Source organism: Streptomyces sp. NPDC019443, from assembly GCF_044389785.1.
Lineage (GTDB): Bacteria > Actinomycetota > Actinomycetes > Streptomycetales > Streptomycetaceae > Streptomyces.
In genome coordinates this window covers 83,714-102,113 of the sequence record NZ_JBIRYJ010000004.1, presented here as the reverse complement: position 1 = coordinate 102,113, position 18,400 = coordinate 83,714, and the positions used below count along the sequence as shown (strand labels likewise).

Here is an 18,400-nt window from a genome sequence, read left to right as displayed (position 1 = left end):
CACCACGTGACCGTTCGCCAGTGAAGAGGAACCCATGACCACCACCGTCATCACCAACATCGGCAGCCTCGTCACCAACGACCCCGCCCTCGGCGACGGAACCCCCATCGGGCTCCTCCAAAACGCCGCCGTCGTCATCGACGGCGACCGCATCGCCTGGACCGGCCCCGCCGCAAGCGCGCCCGACGCCGACGAGGCGTACGACGCCGGCGGCCGCGCCGCCATCCCCGGGTTCGTCGACTCCCACTCGCACCTCGTCTTCGCGGGCGACCGCACCCAGGAGTTCAACGCCCGGATGTCCGGCCGCGCCTACTCCGCCGGCGGCATCCGCACCACCGTCGCCGCCACCCGCGCCGCCACCGACGAAGAACTGAGCGCCAACGTCGCGAAGTACATGGCCGAGGCCCTCCGCCAGGGCACCACCACCTTCGAGACAAAGTCCGGCTACGGGCTCACCCTCGAGGACGAGGCCCGCGCCCTGCGAATCGCCGCGCTCCACACCGACGAGGTCACCTACCTCGGCGCGCACATCGTCTCGCCCGACTACGCCGACGACCCCGCCGCATACGTCGCCCTCGTCACCGGCGAGATGCTCGACGCCTGTGCTCCGTACGCCCGTTGGGTCGACGTCTTCTGCGAGAAAGGCGCCTTCGACGGCGACCAGGCCCGCGCGATCCTCACCGCCGGCAAGGCGAAGGGCCTGCACCCCCGCGTGCACGCCAACCAGCTGAGCTACGGCCCCGGCGTGCAGCTCGCCGTCGAGCTCGACGCCGCGTCCGCCGACCACTGCACGCACCTCACCGACGCGGACGTCGACGCCCTCGCGAGTGGGAACACGGTCGCCACACTGCTGCCCGGCGCGGAGTTCTCCACCCGCGCCGAGTGGCCGGACGCCCGCCGCCTGCTCGACGCGGGCGTGACCGTCGCGCTGTCCACGGACTGCAACCCGGGCTCGTCGTTCACGTCCTCCGTGCCGTTCTGCATCGCCCTCGCCGTACGGGACATGAAGATGACCCCCGACGAGGCGATCTGGTCCGCGACGGCCGGCGGGGCGCGGGCGCTGCGCCGTGACGACGTCGGCCGCATCACCCCCGGCGCCCGCGCCGACCTGGTGCTGCTCGACGCCCCGAGCCATGTCCACCTCGCCTACCGGCCGGGCGTCCCGCTCGTCTCGGACGTATGGCGTCAGGGCAAGAGGTGCCCGTAGCTGTCCGGGTTCTCCCTCAAATACCCGGCGAAGGTCTTCGCCGCGTGCCCGGTCAACCGCGGTACGGCATCGGAGAGGGTGGCCATCTCCCCGGCGGCGATCGCCTCGTACGAGGACACCCAGCCGGTGACCTCCCAGTCCTCGACGCCGTAGTGGGCCCGTGAGGCGTAGGCCTCCTCGCGCGTCTCGGCCACATGGATGCTACCTCGGCCGCAAGACCGGCCGCGGCTTCCGCGACTACAGCTGAGCTGCGTCAGTCCAGGCAGAACTCGTTGCCCTCGGGGTCGGTCATCACAATGAAGCCAGCGCTCATCGGGGGAGCGGGCTCGTCGCGACGTACCCGCGTTGCTCCCAGCGCGACGAGCCGGTCGCACTCGGCCTCCAGTGCCGCCATCCGCTTCTCTCCCTGCAGTCCGGGAGCCGCACGGACGTCGAGGTGGACGCGGTTCTTGGCGACCTTGTCCTCCGGCACCTGCTGGAAGAACACTCGTGGGCCGTGCCCGTCCGGGTCCTCGATGGCCGATTTCGAGTTGCGCTGCTCCTCCGGTACGCCGACCCGCGCGAGGAAGTCATCCCACGCTGCCAGCGCGTCGGCGCCCTCGGGCAGGTCGACCCCGGGTGGGCCGGGGTGCACGTAGCCCAGTACGTCGCACCAGAAGGACGACAGCGCCCGCGGGTCATGGGCGTCGAAGGTGACCTGGATGTGGCGGCTCATCGGGTTGCTCCGTTCGTAGCGGGATTCGTGTGCAGGTAGAGGTCGCGCAGCAGACAGACCTCGGACAGGTGGTGGATCAGCTCGCGGTGGATGTGCAGCACCAGATCGACCATGGGCGCCTCGGGGAAGGGCTCCTTCTCACCGATCGGGACCCGGAGCCCGGCGTCGCCGAGGCTGCGCACCCCGGCCAGCCAGACGTCGAGCTGGGTCTCGAGCTGGTCGAGCGCGGTGGCCGCGTTGCCGGCGTACTCCCAGCTCTCGTATGACGCCGCCGACGCGCCGAAGTGCGCCGCGTTGCGCGCGGCGAGCACGCCGACGATGACGTGACCGAGTCGCCAGGCGATCGTGGTGAAGGCCGCCGGGACCGGCTGCGGGAAGGCGAAGTCGATCGTGAAGTCCCCAGCACCGACCTGCACGGGCGCCGTCGAGCTGCCGAGCGGCCGCACGCTCCAGGCGTCCGGCACCGGCGACCAGAAGTACTCTTCGTCGGTGAGGCCGTCGAGCCGGGCTCGGAGCTGGTGGTTCCAGTGGAACTCCCACTGCTCGCGCAGCGTCCGGTTCCAGTCGAGTTCGTTTGCGTCCATGGAGTCACCCTGACACCTCTAGCGGACAGGATCGGTCCGCTAGCGGGAAGCATGGATCGCGGGCTTGCGGAAGCACTTCCCGGCGAGCCGAAGGTGTGCCTGCCCTATGCGATGGTCCGCCGGGGCCTGGAAGCCAATGCCCGGTCCAAGGAGCCTCAGGCCGCCCGCAGTTCGGCGACCACCTTGATCGCCTCGGCGGTCAGATCGGCGGGGCACCCCCAGTAGTCGTAGATGCCGCCACGGCCGCGGTTGCTGCCGCAGACGACGAAGACTCCCGTGCCCAGCCGCGCCTTGAGGTGCGTGGCCAGCCAGCCGACGAAACCGCTGTTGTCCGCCCCGTCCGGGAAGTGGAAGGAAAAGATCCCGAACCGTTCGGCATCGTCAGCGCCGCCGGCATCGCCACTGTCTCCCGCGGCGGGAACCAGGCGGCTCCAGCTGTCCTCGTCCCGGACCACGGCCAGCGTGTCCGGCGTGAGAGCCGGCGGCCGGTCGGCCGGGAACTCCTCAAAGAGCCACAGGCCCTCATGGATCACGAAGTCCGCTCCGGCGATCACGCGTTGGAGGCGCTCTTCGGTCTGCTGGGCGGTCTCGACACTGACACTGACCATGAGCGCGCTCCTCGATGCCTGAGATCTCCTTGGGCGGACGTCCCCTGTCGGCGGCCGCGTGACCAGTTTTCCAGCCAGTCCTACACCTGAGGCTTCCAGACGTAGCGGACGTCCGGTTCATGTTCCTCATTGCGCAGTCCGTCGGTGCGCTCAACCGCGATGAAGCCGTGCCGCTCGTAGAACCGTTGTGCCGATCCGTTGACCTGGAACGTCCACAGTCCCAGTCCGTCGGGCCGCTGCTCCTTGGCCAAGTCCACGAACCGGTCGCCCACACCCCGGCCGCGCCACGACGGATCGAGGTAGAGCTGTTCCAGCTCCCCGCCGTCGAGTACCAGGAGCCCGACCACGGAGCCCTCGGCGACGGCCACCCAGGTCTCGTACTGCGGCACGACCACGTAGGTGAACCAGTCCCGCACCTCGTCGTCGCCGTGCGCGCGGCGCACCGTCGGCAGCGCAGCGGTGAAGGAGCGCAGCCACAGGTCGGCGATGTCGGCCGCGTCGGAGTCATCCGCACGCCGAAAGACCAGCTCAGCACTGTTCACAGCGTGCGACTGTCGCAGATGGGTGATCCCGACGCATCCGAATTTAAGGTCGCTGCCCATCAACGATCACTGACGTCATGCGGACCGTAGGGTGTTGCGCGTGAATCGGCACATAGATTTCGAGCGCCTGCACAACTTCCGGGACCTGGGCGGCTATCGCACCCAGGACGGACGTACCGTGCGCTGGGGCCGCCTGTACCGGTCCGACTCGCTCTCCAAGCTCCAGGGAGCCGACTGGGACCGTTTCCTTTCGCTGGGCGTGCGCACGGTGATCGATCTGCGCTACCCGTGGGAGATCGAAGCCAAGGGCCGGGTGCCCGGAGCGGAGCAGCAAACCTACGTCAACCTCAGCGTGGAGCATCGTCCTTACGACCAGGCGGAGATCGACCCCGGCCTCGACCCCTGGCGCTTCCTCGCCGACCGGTACGCGGAGGTCGCCCTCGACGGCGCCGGGCAACTGAGGCAGGCACTCGAGGTCATCGCGGCCGAGAGCGCCCCGCAGGTCTTCCACTGCGCCTCGGGCAAGGACCGCACCGGGCTGCTGGCCGGCCTGGTTCTCTCGCTCCTGGGCGTGGGCGTGGACGACATCGCCGCGGACTTCGCACTCACCGAACAGGCCACGGACCGGCTGATCGCAGACTGGAAAGCAGCCAACCCGGCCCGGACACTGAAGTGGCCCGGCTACGGGCGAGCACCGGAAGAGGTCATGCGGCTGTTCCTGTCCGACCTGGCCGCCGCTTATGGCTCGGTGCACGACTACGCGGTCAAGCACCTCGGCGTCGACGAACCCTTGATCTCCCGGCTACGCACGCAGCTCCTGGACTGAGTCTCGCGGCGGGCGACCAACGCTCGGCGGATATCAGGTCTCCCGCCCCTCACCTTCCCGCACGCGCGCGTTCAGGATCAGCAGCACCCCTGCCCACAGCATCCACAGCGCCAGCAGCAGCGGCGTGAGCCAAGCGCTGACCGGACCCGCCAGCGACAGCACGGCCACCACGAAGCCCGCCCAGCCGAGCCAGGCAGGTACCGCGCGGGTCTCCTGTGCCGCGCGCCAGATCGCGAAGAGCATCACCGCGGCCCCCGCCATCGCCGCGACCATCGCGCCGTACGCCACGTGCAGCAGCAGGATCGCGGCGAGCGAGGTCGCCGGGACGACCGGGAAGACGTCGGAGTGGTTCACCGTGATCGCGAAGATGTTCCCCGCGAGCGCCGCGACCATGAGGAACACGGTGAACACCGTGCCGCCCACCAGCACCAGGTGCGAGCGGTTGCCGGCCAGCCGGGAGAGTGCGACAACGAAGAACAGGAACAGCAGCCCCGCCGCCAGCAGGATCAGTGTCGCCGCTTCCGAGAGGTCCCGGTTGCTGTCCTTGGCGTAGAAGAGCACGACCCTCCTGATCGCGCCCCTTCCCTCGATGTCGGGTGTGCGCATCCACAGCACATGCCCGGTGATCAGCAATGCCGCGGCCGCCAGACCGGCGATCCCGGGCCACAGGTCTCTGTGCGGGGCGGGTTCCGCGTGCGGGGCGGGTTCCGTGCTCTGCGACGCCATCATCGTGGCCTCCCATGCGAGCATCCCCGAGAAGGGCTCTATATAGCTCTTTGTTACATTTTGCCACTTGTCCGCAGAGGTCGTACGGCGGGCGTGGCACAGTGGGCCGATGAAGACCATCGGGCTGATCGGCGGCATGAGCTGGGAATCCAGTGCGGAGTACTACCGGCTCCTCAACGAGCTTGTACGTCAGCGTCTCGGCGGGCTGCACTCCGCCAAGTGCCTTCTCCACTCCCTCGACTTCGCCGAGATCGAGGAGCTCCAGGCCGCGGGCGAGTGGCAGCGTGCCGGCGAGATTCTCGCCGAGGCCGCCAGAGGACTGCAGGCCGCGGGCGCGGACTTGCTGCTGATCTGCACGAACACCATGCACAAGGTCGCGGGCCAGGTGGAGGCCGCCGTATCGGTCCCGCTGCTGCATCTCGCGGATACCACCGCCGATGCCGTACGGGCCGCGGGCATCGGCCGCGTCGGGCTGCTCGGGACCGCCTTCACCATGGAGCAGGCCTTCTACCGGGACCGGCTGGCCGGGCACGGGCTCGACGTGCTCACGCCGGACGGCGAAGGGCGTGCGCTGGTGCACCGGGTGATCTACGAGGAGCTGTGCCTCGGTGTCGTACGCGAGGAGTCCCGCGCCGCCTACCAGGACGTCATCGGCAAGCTCGTCGCCGCCGGGGCGGAAGGCGTCGTACTCGGGTGCACCGAGATCGAGTTGTTGATCCGGGACGAGGACAGTCCCGTGCCCCTCTTTCCGACGACCCGGCTGCACGCCGAGGCCGCCGTGGACGCGGCGCTGCGGTAGAGGCTCGCGCTACGGGCCTAGAGGGCTCAGCCCACGGGCAGGCTCGCCCCACGGGCCAGGGGGCGAGCCCAAAGGCCTCAGGGCCGCGGGCGTACCGGCAGCTTCTGCACGCTGTTGCCCACGAAGCTTGCGTGCCACGGCAGTTCCGCCTCCGGGATCGCCAGGTCCAGCTCCGGGAAGCGCGCGAAGAGCTGCTCCAGCGCGATGGTCGCCTCCATCCGCGCCAGCGGCGAGCCCAGGCAGTAGTGCGGGCCGTGCCCCAGCGAGAGATGCCGGGCGCCGCCGCTCCTGGTGATGTCGAAGCGGTCCGCATCAGGGCCGTGCGCGGCCTTGTCGCGGCCCGCGGCCGAGTAACCGGCAAGCACCGGCGTGCCCTTGGGGATCAGCGTCCCGTCGAGCGTGAGATCACGGGTCGGATAGCGGAACGGGAAGAAGCTGACCGGGCTGTCCCAGCGCAGCGTCTCCTCGACCACGTCCGACCAGGACGCCTTGCCGGACTGTACGAGCTCCAGCTGGTCCCGGTGCGCGCACAGCGCGCGCACGGCGTTGGTGATCAGGTTCAGCGTCGTCTCGTGCCCGGCGATGATCATCAGCAGCAGCGTGCCGATCAGCTCGTGCTCGCTGAGCCGGTCGCCGTCCTCCTCGCGGGCGGCGATCAGGGCGCTGGTCAGGTCGTCGCCCGGGTTCTCCATACGGGTCGCGGCGACCGACGCGAGCACCGCCACCATCTCCCGGTTCGCCTCCATCGCCTCCTCGGGGCCGATGGAGGTGCTGACCACCTGGTTCGACAGATGGTGCAGCCGGTCCTGGTGCTCGGCGTCCACGCCGAGGAGTTCGCAGATCACGCCCATCGGCAGCGGCAGCGCGAAGTGGGTACGCAGATCGGCCACGCCGCCGCCCGCCGTCGCCGCCTCGCCCAGGCCGTCCAGCAGCTGTGCCGTCACCGTCTCGATCCGAGGCCTCAGCTCCTCCACCCGCCGTGCCGTGAACGCCTTGCTCACCAGCGAGCGCAGCCGCCGGTGGGCCGCGTCGTCGGCGGTGATCATGCCCTGTACGGTCGCGAAGGTCTTCAGCGGCCAGCCGTCGGGTATCTCCCCGTCGCCCAGCGCGGTGAAGTGCTCGGCGCCTTTGGCGACATCGGGGTGGGCGAGGAACTCCTTGAGCGCGTCATGGCCGAGCACCGCCATGCCCGCCACATCACCGGGGAGCACGACCGGAGCGACGGCGCCTTCGGCGAGCAGCCGGGCGTTGTCCGCGTGCGGGCAGCCGCCGGCCGGGTTCATCTGGTGCGGGGTGTCACGTGAGGTGGTCAACTGGGCTCTTCTCCGGCGACGCAGCGGCAGGAGCGATCCTACGAGCAACAGGAGCCCCTGCGAACGCCAGTTGGACAACTCCTGCTCACATTCCCGACGCGTCGGCCCCCCTCTCCCCTCCCGTCACTCGGGCATCAGCTGTATTCAGCCATTCCGGTTCCTTCACGGATCCGTCACAAGAAGGGCGTCGCTCCCTACCCTGTCGGGATATAGCCCGGTACCGTCCTGTCCCGGGGAAGCTCAAGGGGGAGGACCGGGGGGTCGAGTTGAGCGGTGTACGCATTCGTGTGCTGAAACCGGACGAGCTGGGCGAGGCGGAGGCCGAGGCCTGGCGGGAACTGCGCGCCAAGAGCGGGGCGCCCGCCAATCCGTTCATGGAGCCCGAGTTCACCCTGGCCGTCGGCCGGGTGCGGCCCGCGGCCAGGGTGGCGGTGCTGTGGGAGGACGGGGAGCCGGCCGGTTTCTTCCCGTACGAACATGGGCCCCTCGGTCACGGCCGCGCGATCGGCCTGGGGGTCAGTGACTCCCAGGGCGCGGTCCTGCGCCCGGGGCTGACGATCGCGCCCCGTGAACTGCTGCGGGCCTGCGCGCTGTCGGCCTGGGAGTTCGACAATCTCGAAGCGGGTCAAGGCGTGTTCCAGCCGGACGCCGCCGAAGAGTTCGCCTCTCCCGTCATCGACGTCGGCGCGGGCTACGCGGCGTACGAAGAGGTGCTGCGCGCCCAGTCGCCCAAGTTCCTCAAGACGACGCTGGCCAAGGAGCGCAAGCTGGGGCGGCAGGTGGGCGAGGTGCGCTTCGTCTTCGACGAGCGCGACCCGGCCGCGCTGCGCACCCTCATGGAGTGGAAGTCCGCTCAGTACCGCAGGACCGGCCGCCGGGACCGCTTCGCCAGGGAGTGGATCAGCACCCTCGTGCGGCTGCTGCACGAGACGCGCACGCCCGGCTGCTCGGGGGTGCTCTCCGTGCTGTACGCCGCGGACCGGCCCGTCGCCGCGCACTTCGGGCTGCGCTCCTCCACCGTGCTGTCCTGCTGGTTTCCGGCGTACGAACCCGAGTTCGCCAAGTACTCACCGGGTCTGATCCTGCATCTGCGGATGGCCGAGTCGGCCGCCGCGGAAGGCATCGGGATGCTCGATCTGGGGCGCGGGGCGGCCGAGTACAAGGACGCGCTGAAGACCGGCGAGCTGCGGGTGTACGAGGGCTCGTCCGTACGGCCGGGGGCGCGGGCCGCTCTGTACTGGCTGAGCCGCGAGCCCGCGCGCCGCGCGCACAGCTTCGTACGCGGCAGACCGCGGCTGGCCGAATACGCGCAGAAGACGCTCAACCAGATCGGCAGGCTGCGGGGCAACTGACCGCCGGAGCATCCGCGCAAGCAGGGGGAGTCTTGTGAACAGCACACCGCACAGACGGAACATGCCGGGCACGGCGCCCGGGCAGGGCACGGCACCCGGGCCCGACGCGGCGCGCGGCACTTCGAGCGCGCCTCGGCTCGCCGAGATCCACGTCGCCGAGCTGGACCTGGACGGTCCCGACGGAGCCGTGCTCCGCTTCGGCCCCGCGCAGACCGGCGGCCCGGCCGTCCGGGGCGGCGACGTCTATGCACTCGTACGCCTCCGCGGCCGCCCCGTCGCCACCGTCGTCTGCCGCGTCCCGCCCGGCAAGGCGCCCGCCGACGCCGTCGCCGCGGCCGCCCGCGCGGCCCTCGCAGGCCGTGAGCTGCCCGTTTCCCCTCCCGCCCCGGGTAACCACCCACCGGGCAGCAACCGTCAACGCCCCCGGCCCACGGCGACCACGGAACCCCGCACGGTGCGTGCAAGCGTCGTCGTCGCCACCCGTGAGCGCGCCGACCAGCTCGCCCGCGCGCTCGACTCACTGCTGGAGCAGGACCACCCGGACTTCGAGATCGTCGTCGTCGACAACGCGCCCGCCACCAGCGCCACCCAGGATCTCGTCGAGAACAAGTACGGCGAGCGCGTCCGGTACGTCCGTGAGTCCGTGCCCGGCCTCGCGGTCGCCCACAATCGTGGGATCTCCGTCGCCGACGGCGCGGTCATCGCCTTCACGGACGACGACGTCGTGGCCGACCGACACTGGCTCACCGCGCTCACCGCACCCTTCGCCGCCGACCCGGGCCTGGGCTGCGTGACCGGGCTGATCCTGCCCGCCCGGCTGCGCACGCCCGCGCAGATTCTCCTGGAGAGCCACGGCGGCTTCGCCAAGGGCTTCGAGGCGCGGCTCTACGACCCGGCGCGCCCGCCCGCGGACGAACCGCTCTTCCCGTTCACCGCGGGCAGCTTCGGCTCCGGCGCCAACATGGCCTTCCGTGCCACGGCGCTGCGGGACATCGGCGGCTTCGACCCCGCCACCGGTACCGGCACCCCCGCCAGGGGAGGTGACGACCTGTACGCGTTTGTGAGCGTCCTCGCCGCCGGGCACCGGCTGCGCTACACACCCGACGCGCTCGTCTGGCACCACCACAGGGAGACCTGGCAGGACCTGAGGAACCAGGCGTACGGATACGGCGCCGGCCTCACCGCGTATCTCACCGCCCTCCTGGTGCGCCGCCCCGCCCTGCTGCCCGCGCTGCTGCGGAAGCTGCCGCGCGGCCTCGCGCACGCCCGCACCATCACCGCCCACCGCGAGGCCGCCGGGGCGGCGGTGCCGGGGGCGCACGGGACGCAGGACTATCCCTGGCCGCGCCAGCTGTCCCGGCTCGAGCGCCGCGGCATGCTGGCCGGGCCGGTCGGGTATGCGAAGGCACGCCGACGGGTCCGGGGCGTACCGCTCCCCTGGGACCAGCGGAGGGAGAAGTGAGAGGCGGTGGTGCGACGATGCCCCGGATTCCCGTACTGCTCTACCACGCCGTGATGGACGATCCGCCCGACTGGATCGCCGAATTCACCGTCACGCCAAGGGACTTCGGCGCACAGCTGGACGCGATCGTGGCCAGCGGCCGCACCCCGGTCCCGATCAGCGCTCTCGTGAGCCACCTCGCCGGCCGCTCGCCGCTGCCGGACCGGCCCGTCGTCCTCACCTTCGACGACGGCTTCGCCGACCTGCCCGGCCCCACCGCCGAGGCGCTCGCCTCGCGCGCGCTGCCCGCCACCGCGTATCTCACCACCGGGGCCATCACCCCCGGTCGGCGCAGCCTGCTGCCGCCCGCACCGATGATGACGCTCTCCCAGGCGCCGCTCCTCGAGCAGTACGGCATGGAGGTCGGCGCCCACACCGTCACGCACCCCCAGCTGGACACCCTTCCGCCCAGCGCGCTCAGCCGGGAGCTGCACGAGCCCAAGGCGGTGCTGGAGGACGTACTCGGCCATGAGGTGGCGCATCTCGCCTATCCGCACGGCTACAACAGCCCGGCCGTGCGCAGGGCGGCTCTCGGCGCCGGCTATGCCTCCGCGGTCGCCGTCCGGCACGCGCTGAGCTCCGAGACCGACGAGGCGTACCGCATCGCCCGCCTCATCCTGCGCCACACCCACTCGGTCGCGGACATCGAGGCATGGATGGACGGGCGGGGCGCTCCGGTCGCGCCGTTCCCCGATTCGCTGCCGACGATCGGCTGGCGGCTCTACCGACGGGCCCGTGCGGCTGTCAGAGGCCCGGTCTTCGCGGGCTAGGCCATTTCCACGATGCGGAATGTGAGAGTTGTGGCATTCCGGGTAACTGCACAGTATGAATGCATTCATGTACGCACAGGCCGACCAGCTCGCGGATCCTCTCGCCCGGGGGCTGGGGGCCTCCATCGCGCCGGTCGCCGCCGTCGTGGTCATCGGCGTGGTGATCTTCGTCGCGGCGATGTGGGCGAACCGCAGACGCCCCTACGAGCCGCCGAGCCCCGAGGAGCAGCCGCGGCCCCCGGAGCACCCCACCCACCTTGGGGAGACCCGGGAGCCCGACGACGACTTCGGTGCCGAGGGCGGGACGCGCCGCGTTCTGCCGCACGAGATGAAGGGGTACGGGAACTTCGGATCCCACACGTCTCACGGCGAACGGCCCCCCGACGACGAGAACAGCGGAGGAGCGTCCGGCAGTGGCCGGGTCGGCGGCTGACCAACAGCGCGACCGGGCGCGACCGGGCGACCGGGATTGGTCATGGCCGCGGCTGGTTGAAGTACGGGTCGGAGACCGCCTTGCGCAGGCTCTTCCAGGACTCGTCCCTGGCCAGTGAGAGGTCGCAGCCGGGACCCGGGTCCCGGTAGTTCCACTGGAGCGCGGCCCGTACCCCGTCCAACTCCTTGACCACACGCGGTACTTGCTCGTACCACTCGGCCTGGGCGGACGGCTTCGCGGGATCGTCCGCCGTGCCGAACTCCGAGAGCATCAGCGGCTTGTCCGCGGAGAGGTTCTCGCGGATCCATTCGTGGGACGCCGTCTGCGTCTCCTCGAAGCTCTGCCATTTGGCCTTGTGGCAGCGGAAGTAGTTGTACTGGTTGTAGCCGATCCAGTCGACGTACGCGTCGCCCGGATAGAGCGTGCGGAACAGCTCACTGTGGCCGGTGTAGCCGGTGATGACCCACGTCCACACCACATTCGTCACACCCAGCTCACGGAACCGGTCATGGATGTGCCGGTAGGCGGCGACGTACTCGGCGGGTGTGCCATTGGCGGGCGTGCGGGTGTCCATCTCCAGGTCGAAGGAGAGGAACAGCGGCTTGCCGTACGCCTTGATCCGCTTCGCCTGGACGTCGATCACGCTCTTGTCGAGCGCCCCGGAGGCGATCTGCTTCCAGCTGGGCTGCTGCGCCGGGGTGCCGCTCCACCACTTGCTCTCCCAGGACAGCAGCAGCATCCGGTCCTTGCCGACGCGCTGCTCCTGCTCGGTCAGCAGCTGTCCCTCCAGGCCGTCCAGGGACATGTCGTGGTACGTGTAGACGATGTCCAGCGTGCGGCCGATGCGCTTCTCGTAGGCGAGGACGTTCTCTTCGAGGTCGGGCTTGGCGTGCCGTACATACGCGCCGAACCAGGCGCCGCAGCGCGGCACCAGCAGTTCGGTCGGCCTGCATTCGGCGCTGTGCGCCGAGGGGTTGGAGTCGTCGGAACCGGAGGACGTGAGGGCGAGTACGCCCACGAGCAGCACGCCGACGAGGGCTGTGGACACGGCCCACCTTCGTCGTCGGTCGTGCGGCCTGCGATGGATGCCTGGCGCCCCGCGAACGGGGCGTCGGGGTAACGTCACAGGGGTGAGCCTTTCTGTGGCGGCGAGGACGCGCGCGCCGTCCGTGTCCGGCCGGGCAGCTGCGGACAGCAGGTGGCGAGCATTGTCAGCACAGTGAGCAGCACCAGGACCCGCAGACCGCTGAACGCGTGCGCGGCCATCAGCGCCGTGGCGCAGATGAGCGTCGCGCTCACACTCAGGAAGGCCGCGAGGACGAGCTGCTCCAGACGGTCGGAGTCCCGTTCGAAGCCGCGGTCCCAGCTCTCCACCGGGCCGACCGCCTGATGACGCGTCAGGGCGGGCCCGCAGATACGCAGGACGGCGGCGCCGGGACCGGCGAGCAGGAATACGGCGACGGGGGCGACCCGCAGCGGTGATCCGGCGGCCAGCGTGGTGGCGCCGACGGCGCACCAGCCGGCGAAGGGCGGCAGCAGCCGGATCGCGAGCGACTGAGGTCTCATGGGGTCCTCCCCGGCGAGCTGTCGGTGCGCTTCAGTTCGTAGATGACGCCTGCGCTGTTGCGGCCGACCCGCTCGAACAGCGGTGATGCCGCGACGGACTTCTCGATGCTCCGCAGCTGGTCGCCGGTGAGCATGCCGTTCATCTCGGAGTTGGCGATCTGGCCCTGGGTGAGCAGGAAGTACGCCTTGGCGGGCGGTTCCACCGCGGCCATGTCCCGGGCGAGCGTCCCGGCCGGGTCCTTCAGGATCTTTTCGACATGGCTCTTCTCGTCGTCGAGGAACCAGTAATGCTGCACATTCCAGTACGAAGCGTACGCGAGCGGGTAGTTGCGATGGGCGGCAACGACAAGAGAACCCTGAGGCGCCCGGTCGAAGACCTGCCCGACCAGCGCCACCTCCTGCGGCGGGAAGTAGCTGAGCCGGTCCTTGCCCGAGTAGCTGGGCACGAACGCCGCCGTCAGCGCCAGCAGCACAACGCCGGGCAGCACCGCGAACCGCAGGCCCACCGCGGGCTGCGGGACCCCGTGCCCGCCGGGCTCCGCGGCCAGCGGCCGCACCGCGGGCAGCAGCGCGGCCGCCGCGAAGAAGCACGCGCCCGGGAGCATGAACAGCAGCACCCGGAAGATCATTTCGCTGCCGTAGTCATTGGCCACCAGCATCAGCAGCGGGACCGCGGCGAGCAGCAGCAGCGGCCGGGCGCGGTGCCGCAGCACCCGACGGCGCAGCACGCCGATTGAGGCGAGCAGCAGTACGGAGGCCGAGAGGATCCGGGACACCCAGGAGACGATCACCGGTCCGGTGCCGGTCGGCGTCGACCCGTAGCCCGTCTCCAGATTGCCGCTCACATCGCCGAAGGAGCTGATCATCTCGGGCACCGCCTCCCGCAGGAACGGCAGCGAAGCGGTGAGATTCCACGCCAGGAACACCAGCAGCAGAGTGATCAGCAGTGTCCAGTCGCGGTAGCGCCGGGTCAGGCACAGCGCGCCGAGACTCGCCACCAGCATCACCGGGGTGAGCTGGTGGGAGATGACGATGGCGGTGATCAGCGGGATGAGCAGGGCGGTCCACAGCACCTGCCGCGATCTGCGGCCCCGCGCGGGGCGCTCGCCGCGGCGCAGCACGATCGCGATCACGCCGAGATACAGGGCGAGGGCCACCGACTGCGGCGAGAAGTAGTCCTGCCCCACCCAGTTGGCGACGGAGAAGAGCCACAGAGCGGTCCAGATCAGGCGGCGGTCCTGGGTGAAGGTGCGGTAGATCAGCAGCAGTGGCGCGAGCAGCAGGAGGCTGGAGACCAGCGGCCACCAGGCCATGTACATCGCCGCGTTCTCCACGCCGGTCAGTCGCACCAGCGCGGCCTGCGCGGCGAAGAATCCGGGCCACTGGTCGTAGACGGCCATGTCGCCCAGCTGGTCGCCGCGCTGGAGACCGCCCGCGGTGAGCAGATGCTCGATGACCGCGTCGTGCTTCCACGCCCAGGAGTACAGCGGGGTGGGGTAGACGAGCGCCTGGGTGGCGCGCTCCAGCACGATCAGGCCCACGGTGTACGCCAGCGACCAGCTGTTGCCGCGCAGCGGATCCCGTACGCAGACCCAGAAGCCCACGGTCAGCAGAGCCAGCGCGACCCAGAAGACGACCGGCAGCGCCCCGACGAGCCCGAAGTCGCCGAGCCGGGAGGTGTCGGTGCGCACCATGGCGTACGCCCACAGGGCGAGCGCGCCGGCCAGCGGGGCGGCCAGCCGCAGCGGCACCGACCAGCGCGAGTGGTCGGCGGCGGGCAGGTCGGCAAGATCCATCGCGGGATCCTTCCTGGCCCGCTGGTTGGGGGTGGCCACGGGTCTCCCGGTTTCGGTGGCTGGCTGTTGCACGCTTGTTCCCCCTGGTGGTTCAGTTCCGAGCCGGCGTCGAACGCGCCGCGCGTATCCAGATCAGTGCCAACGCCGCGCAGGTGAGGCCCACTTGGAGCGGGAGCGCGACGGGCGCGAGAGGTCTCTGCAGCGCCCAGCCGCACACCGCGAGCAGCCACAGTGCCCCCCACTGTGCCGCGACGGGCAGCTTGATCGTCCGGAGAATCGCCAACACGGCGACCAGGCAGAGGAGTTGGCAGACTGCCGGCAGCCAGCGGAGCAGCGGCTCGGGACTGTCGAGTCCCGCGGCCGCAGCGAGGAAGCCGGCCAGAGTGTCGTACCAAGCGCCCTGGACGGGCTCCGGTTCCCGGCCGAGCAGCGCCGGCGAGGTGTGCAGCGCGCCGAAGGTGACCAGCAGTCCGGCTCCGAGCAGCGCCGGACGCGGGCGCAGCAGCGAGCAGGCGGCGCTGTGGACGACGATCAGCAGGACGCCCGCGGTGAGGGTGATCGGCGGCAGCGACTTCAGCAACTGCGTGCCGGAGAGGTGGCCCATGGTGATGTCCGGAGCCTGGAGCAGGGGCGCCCAGAACAGCACGGCCGCGAGCCCGAGCAGCAGCCAGAGCGCGAGGGCCAGCCGCCCCTCACCCGGGTCGGGCACCGGCTGCCGTGCGGGCGCGGACTGCATGTGTCCGCCGGCGTCTCCACTGCCCGTCTGCCGAGCCGGATCCCGTACGTAGACGGGGATGCCGAAGGCCGGCGTCGCCATGTCGTCGTGCGCACCCCGTAGATATGCCGTCTGCCGTGCCCAGTCCTTCCCGTACTCCTGCGCGTACTCCGCCGCCGCCTCCTCGCGCCGCTCGGCGGCCCGGCGCGCCCAGGTCGTGCCGTACGCCTCCTCCTCGGAGGTGCCGCGCCGCACCAGCCGGGTGAACACGCTCGGCCGGGGCTCGCGGGCGGAGAGCACCGCGCGCAGCCCCGGCGCGGAAACCGCCGCCATCGCCGTCATCGACAGCAGCAGCCCCAGGCCGGCGCCGGAGATCCCGACGGGTCCGAGCAGCAGCGCCGCGCTGCCCAGCACCAGCGCGCACATCGTGCCCTGGAGGGCGGCGAGCACGCCCGTACGTCCCTGGACGCGCAGCACCCCGATATACAGCTCGACGACGACCCGGGGCAGGGCGGCCGCGGCCAGCAGCCGCAGCACCGTGGTGCCGTGCGCGGCGTAGTCCTCGCCGAACGGGGCGAGGATCTGCGGGGCGAAGACGACCAGGAACACCACGACGGGCACCAGCAGCACGGCCATCCGGCGCAGCGCGCCACGGACCCCGCCGGCCAGGCTCTCCGGGCTGTGCGAGGCGTGCGCGGTCAGCGAGGAGGCCATGTTGATGGCCATGAACTCCATCGTCCCGCCGACGGTGTACGCGATGTAGAAGAAGCCGTTGTGCGCGGCGTCGAAGCGGACCGCGACCATCACCGGCAGCAGATTGATCATCGCCAGCGAGAACAGCGACCCGACCGAGTCGCCGGCGAGGAAGCGCCCTATGTCGCGCATCCGCAGCAGCTCGCGGTGGCGGTCGGCCGCGGCCTGGCGGGGGATGAGCCGGCGGAAGATCAGCCATCCGAGCGGCAGCACGGACAGGGCGATGGCCGCCGCCCAGGAGACGAAGATGCCCAGCACGGGCAGGGCGGTGGCGAAGACGGCGAGCAGCAGCAGCTTGCCGATGGAGAAGACCGCATTGCCGACCGGCACCCACACGGCCTTGCGCAGCCCGGTCAGCACGCCGTCCTGCAGGGTCAGCAGCGCCCAGCCGACGCAGGACGCGGTGAAGAGCAGGCCCGCGCTCACGCCGCCGAGCGGTGCGTACGAAGGGCCCCACAGGTCGAGCGTGAGCAGGAAGGCGACGGAGGCGAGGCACACCACCAGCGAGCTGACGGCGTACGCGCGCCACACCAGCGGCCCGGTGGCGCGTCCGGCCCGCGGCACGTACCGCACCACCGCGCCGATCATGGTGGTGGCGGTTATGGAGGCCAGCAGCCGCATGGCGGCGATGGCGGCGGAGCCCTCGCCGACCGCCTCCTCGGTGTAGTAGCGGGCGGCGACCAGCCAGAAGCCGAGGCCCAGTGCGGCGGAGACGCCGGTGGAGAGCATCAGCGCGTAGGCATTGCGGAACATCGAGTCGCCGCTGGGGCGCTCGGCACTCACGGCGCCGCTGTCCGGCTCGTTGCCGTCCGGCTCGGAGCCGGACGGTGAGTCGCCGGACGCGTCCCGGGGGCGAAGCCTGGTCGTGTCAGCCACTGTCCCCGCCCTGCGGGCCGGTGGCCCGGTCCGTGTCGCGGTGGGCGAACGCCGCAGGGACCTCCGCGGGCCTGGCGCCCAGCCCTGTGAGGACGGATATCGCCACCTCGGCCCTGAGCGGGTCGACGGGCAGCGCGTGCCGGGCGAACCAGGCGGCCGGCCCCGGCGCGGGCGACGGGTCGGTGAAGAGGTCGCCCGCGTACGCGTCGAGCGGCGGGTCGTAGAGATAGCCGACCGTGATCCGGCGCCGGGCGAGCGCCACGATGGCGGCGTCACGGTCCTCGACCAGCAGCGGCACCCGGAACAGCGGCTGCGCGGGTCCCGGCCGCGGCAGCGCCCACCGGGTGGCGGACAGCGCCTGGACGCCGGCCCGGTGGCCGGCCAGCCGGCTTTCGAGGCTGGCCAGCAGCCGCTCGGTGCGCCGCAGCCGCAGCCCGCCCGGTCTGAGGCGGTAGTCGTGCATGTCCACCCGTATCCAGGAGTGGAAGTCGGCGAGCGCGGGCGCCGCGGACTGCGCCCTTTTCAGCTCGCCGGGCCGCAGCTCCATCCGGATGTCCTCGCGCTCCTGGAGACCGAGTAGCCGCAGGGTCGCGCGGGCCGCGCCGACGAGCCGCAGTCCCCGCACACCGGCTTCGGCGTACGGCCGCAGGCCGTAGGCGAGCTCCGCCGACAGCCGCGCCGGTTCCAGGAGTTCGTCCCGGGCCCGCTCAAGACCTGCCCGCAGCGCCGGATCGGCGACGGTGAGGAATCCGCCGGTCTTGGCCCCGGTGTGCTTGGAGAGGCTGAAGACGGACGCGTCGCCGAAGGTCCCCACCGGCTGCCCGGCCACCGTGCTGCCGATGGCGTGCGCCGCGTCCTCGAGCAGGGGGATCCCCAACTGGTCGCAGCGGGCGCGCAGTTCGGGAGCCGGGTCGGGATTGCCGTACAGATTGGTGGTGAGCACGGCGGAAAGACCGCGCCATAGGGATTCGGGGACGGCCGCCAGGTCGATGGAGCCGTCCTCGGCCCTGAGCGGCGCCTGTACGGGGCGCAGTCCTGCGGCGAGCACCACGAAGAAGATGACGTCGTCGTTGACCGGCGACATCAGCACCCGCCCGCCGGGCCGGCACCAGTGGCGCAGCGCCACATAGAGCCCCAGACGGCATGACGGCACATACAGACATTCTCTGCCCAGGCGGTGGCGCATCAGCTCTTCCAGTGGTGCGTACGCCGCCGGGCAGCCCTCCCCAAGAGCCATGTTCGTCCCCCCACTAACCCCGTGCTCAATGTGGACCAATCCGGACTGCCCCGTCAATAACGGGGAAGGGCCCATTCCTTG

18 protein-coding genes and 1 pseudogene are annotated in these 18,400 nt (G+C 70.9%); 7 read left to right on the top strand and 12 right to left on the bottom strand.

All coding sequences use genetic code 11. From position 1 onward, the window contains the following. Positions 1–34: 34 nt before the first annotated feature. The gene (gene hutI, locus ACH492_RS14675; RefSeq protein ID WP_398986390.1) at positions 35–1,207 is read left to right on the top strand and encodes an imidazolonepropionase; all 1,173 of its coding nucleotides are present in this window, start codon (positions 35–37) and stop codon (positions 1,205–1,207) included. Here hutI and ACH492_RS14670 read toward each other — a convergent pair. The 5 genes and pseudogenes from ACH492_RS14670 to ACH492_RS14650 form a co-directional block, all read right to left on the bottom strand. Next, positions 1,186–1,401: pseudogene (locus ACH492_RS14670) on the bottom strand (SDR family NAD(P)-dependent oxidoreductase); the annotation flags it as partial. The gene hutI and the pseudogene ACH492_RS14670 sit on opposite strands and share 22 nt — an antisense overlap. A gap of 59 nt (positions 1,402–1,460) precedes the next feature. Continuing rightward, complete coding sequence (locus ACH492_RS14665; protein WP_398986388.1) at positions 1,461–1,922, bottom strand: VOC family protein; 462 nt, start codon at positions 1,920–1,922, stop codon at positions 1,461–1,463. Further along, positions 1,919–2,506 carry a DinB family protein gene (locus tag ACH492_RS14660; protein WP_398986386.1) on the bottom strand — a complete coding sequence of 196 codons (588 nt, stop codon included), beginning with the start codon at positions 2,504–2,506 and terminating at the stop codon, positions 1,919–1,921. Before ACH492_RS14660 ends, ACH492_RS14665 begins: the two co-directional genes overlap by 4 nt. Before the next feature lie 155 nt (positions 2,507–2,661). Then, the gene (locus ACH492_RS14655) at positions 2,662–3,114 is read right to left on the bottom strand and encodes a DUF6196 family protein (RefSeq protein WP_398986384.1); all 453 of its coding nucleotides are present in this window, start codon (positions 3,112–3,114) and stop codon (positions 2,662–2,664) included. An 80-nt stretch (positions 3,115–3,194) separates the two neighbouring features. Then, the gene (locus ACH492_RS14650; RefSeq protein ID WP_398986382.1) at positions 3,195–3,656 is read right to left on the bottom strand and encodes a GNAT family N-acetyltransferase; all 462 of its coding nucleotides are present in this window, start codon (positions 3,654–3,656) and stop codon (positions 3,195–3,197) included. Between the two features lie 100 nt (positions 3,657–3,756). Between ACH492_RS14650 and ACH492_RS14645 the strand changes: the two genes are divergently transcribed. Beyond that, complete coding sequence (locus ACH492_RS14645) at positions 3,757–4,482, top strand: tyrosine-protein phosphatase (RefSeq protein ID WP_398986380.1); 726 nt, start codon at positions 3,757–3,759, stop codon at positions 4,480–4,482. 33 nt (positions 4,483–4,515) lie between these two features. Here the strand turns inward: ACH492_RS14645 and ACH492_RS14640 are convergent, their stop codons facing one another. Continuing rightward, positions 4,516–5,232, bottom strand: a complete 717-nt coding sequence (locus ACH492_RS14640; RefSeq protein WP_398986378.1) for a hypothetical protein — start codon at positions 5,230–5,232, stop codon at positions 4,516–4,518. A gap of 85 nt (positions 5,233–5,317) precedes the next feature. Here ACH492_RS14640 and ACH492_RS14635 point away from each other — a divergent pair, with 85 nt between their 5' ends. Further along, positions 5,318–6,007, top strand: a complete 690-nt coding sequence (locus tag ACH492_RS14635) for an aspartate/glutamate racemase family protein (protein WP_398986376.1) — start codon at positions 5,318–5,320, stop codon at positions 6,005–6,007. A gap of 77 nt (positions 6,008–6,084) precedes the next feature. On the opposite strand, the gene ACH492_RS14630 is transcribed toward ACH492_RS14635, so the two are convergent. Beyond that, positions 6,085–7,290, bottom strand: coding sequence for a cytochrome P450 (locus tag ACH492_RS14630; protein WP_398987318.1), 1,206 nt, complete (start codon positions 7,288–7,290; stop codon positions 6,085–6,087). Positions 7,291–7,586: 296 nt separating this feature from the next. Between ACH492_RS14630 and ACH492_RS14625 the strand changes: the two genes are divergently transcribed. The 4 genes from ACH492_RS14625 (at position 7,587) to ACH492_RS14610 (ending at position 11,376) form a co-directional block, all read left to right on the top strand. After that, positions 7,587–8,672, top strand: a complete 1,086-nt coding sequence (locus tag ACH492_RS14625) for a GNAT family N-acetyltransferase (protein WP_398986374.1) — start codon at positions 7,587–7,589, stop codon at positions 8,670–8,672. Positions 8,673–8,817: 145 nt separating this feature from the next. Further along, positions 8,818–10,134, top strand: coding sequence for a glycosyltransferase (locus ACH492_RS14620; RefSeq protein ID WP_398987316.1), 1,317 nt, complete (start codon positions 8,818–8,820; stop codon positions 10,132–10,134). 17 nt (positions 10,135–10,151) lie between these two features. After that, a complete protein-coding gene (locus tag ACH492_RS14615) occupies positions 10,152–10,943 on the top strand; it encodes a polysaccharide deacetylase family protein (protein WP_398986372.1) in 792 nt (263 codons plus the stop codon). 55 nt (positions 10,944–10,998) lie between these two features. After that, positions 10,999–11,376 (top strand): DUF6479 family protein, encoded by a 378-nt coding sequence (locus ACH492_RS14610; RefSeq protein ID WP_356225035.1) that lies wholly within the window; start codon positions 10,999–11,001, stop codon positions 11,374–11,376. Positions 11,377–11,416: 40 nt separating this feature from the next. Here the strand turns inward: ACH492_RS14610 and ACH492_RS14605 are convergent, their stop codons facing one another. From ACH492_RS14605 to ACH492_RS14585, 5 genes are all read right to left on the bottom strand, one after another. Further along, on the bottom strand, positions 11,417–12,424 hold the full coding sequence (locus tag ACH492_RS14605; RefSeq protein WP_398986370.1) for a glycoside hydrolase family 26 protein: 1,008 nt from the start codon (positions 12,422–12,424) through the stop codon (positions 11,417–11,419). A 74-nt stretch (positions 12,425–12,498) separates the two neighbouring features. Then, positions 12,499–12,942 carry a hypothetical protein gene (locus ACH492_RS14600; protein WP_398986368.1) on the bottom strand — a complete coding sequence of 148 codons (444 nt, stop codon included), beginning with the start codon at positions 12,940–12,942 and terminating at the stop codon, positions 12,499–12,501. Beyond that, the gene (locus ACH492_RS14595) at positions 12,939–14,738 is read right to left on the bottom strand and encodes a glycosyltransferase (RefSeq protein WP_398986366.1); all 1,800 of its coding nucleotides are present in this window, start codon (positions 14,736–14,738) and stop codon (positions 12,939–12,941) included. The genes ACH492_RS14600 and ACH492_RS14595 overlap by 4 nt, the downstream gene beginning before the upstream one ends. A 91-nt stretch (positions 14,739–14,829) precedes the next feature. Then, a complete protein-coding gene (locus ACH492_RS14590; protein ID WP_398986364.1) occupies positions 14,830–17,082 on the bottom strand; it encodes a lipopolysaccharide biosynthesis protein in 2,253 nt (750 codons plus the stop codon). Then, positions 17,075–18,268 (bottom strand): DegT/DnrJ/EryC1/StrS family aminotransferase, encoded by a 1,194-nt coding sequence (locus ACH492_RS14585; RefSeq protein WP_398987314.1) that lies wholly within the window; start codon positions 18,266–18,268, stop codon positions 17,075–17,077. The genes ACH492_RS14590 and ACH492_RS14585 overlap by 8 nt, the downstream gene beginning before the upstream one ends. Positions 18,269–18,400 lie beyond the last annotated feature (132 nt).

Coding starts and splice junctions, on each gene's coding strand:
- hutI (WP_398986390.1), top strand. CDS start 35: ATGACCACCACCGTCATCACCAACATCGGCAGCCTCGTCACCAACGAC.
- ACH492_RS14665 (WP_398986388.1), bottom strand. CDS start 1,922: ATGAGCCGCCACATCCAGGTCACCTTCGACGCCCATGACCCGCGGGCG.
- ACH492_RS14660 (WP_398986386.1), bottom strand. CDS start 2,506: ATGGACGCAAACGAACTCGACTGGAACCGGACGCTGCGCGAGCAGTGG.
- ACH492_RS14655 (WP_398986384.1), bottom strand. CDS start 3,114: ATGGTCAGTGTCAGTGTCGAGACCGCCCAGCAGACCGAAGAGCGCCTC.
- ACH492_RS14640 (WP_398986378.1), bottom strand. CDS start 5,232: ATGCTCGCATGGGAGGCCACGATGATGGCGTCGCAGAGCACGGAACCC.
- ACH492_RS14635 (WP_398986376.1), top strand. CDS start 5,318: ATGAAGACCATCGGGCTGATCGGCGGCATGAGCTGGGAATCCAGTGCG.
- ACH492_RS14630 (WP_398987318.1), bottom strand. CDS start 7,290: ATGAACCCGGCCGGCGGCTGCCCGCACGCGGACAACGCCCGGCTGCTC.
- ACH492_RS14615 (WP_398986372.1), top strand. CDS start 10,152: ATGCCCCGGATTCCCGTACTGCTCTACCACGCCGTGATGGACGATCCG.
- ACH492_RS14610 (WP_356225035.1), top strand. CDS start 10,999: ATGAATGCATTCATGTACGCACAGGCCGACCAGCTCGCGGATCCTCTC.
- ACH492_RS14600 (WP_398986368.1), bottom strand. CDS start 12,942: ATGAGACCTCAGTCGCTCGCGATCCGGCTGCTGCCGCCCTTCGCCGGC.
- ACH492_RS14595 (WP_398986366.1), bottom strand. CDS start 14,738: ATGGATCTTGCCGACCTGCCCGCCGCCGACCACTCGCGCTGGTCGGTG.
- ACH492_RS14585 (WP_398987314.1), bottom strand. CDS start 18,268: ATGCGCCACCGCCTGGGCAGAGAATGTCTGTATGTGCCGTCATGCCGT.